General features: G+C 58.2%; 1 protein-coding gene. It reads left to right on the forward strand.

Annotated features, from left to right (window positions below):
* Positions 1 to 11 precede the first annotated feature (11 nt).
* Positions 12 to 251: primase C-terminal domain-containing protein (locus tag L7A20_RS12180; protein ID WP_423817447.1), on the forward strand; the 240-nt coding region annotated here is incomplete at its 3' end.

Raw genomic sequence — 251 nt, forward strand, 5'->3', positions numbered from 1 at the left:
GGAACGAGACGATTTTTCAGACCTGCCGACGCGCTGCCTATCGGGGCGAGGACTTTGAGAAACTGGCTTATGAGCTGAATAGCCAGTGCCAGCCACCGCTACCAGTCTCTGAGGTCGCCGGAATCGTAAGGAGTATCCAGAAGTTCATGAATGAGCGTTATCAGCCGGTTGAAGCCCGCCGTGAGCCGGGGGAGCCTGTACCTGATGCGGTACGCGAGTTCATGGCTGAAATCGGTCGCAAGGGCGGGAGC

Origin of the sequence: Rothia nasimurium (genome assembly GCF_928381415.1) — a bacterium.
GTDB lineage: Bacteria > Actinomycetota > Actinomycetes > Actinomycetales > Micrococcaceae > Rothia > Rothia nasimurium_H.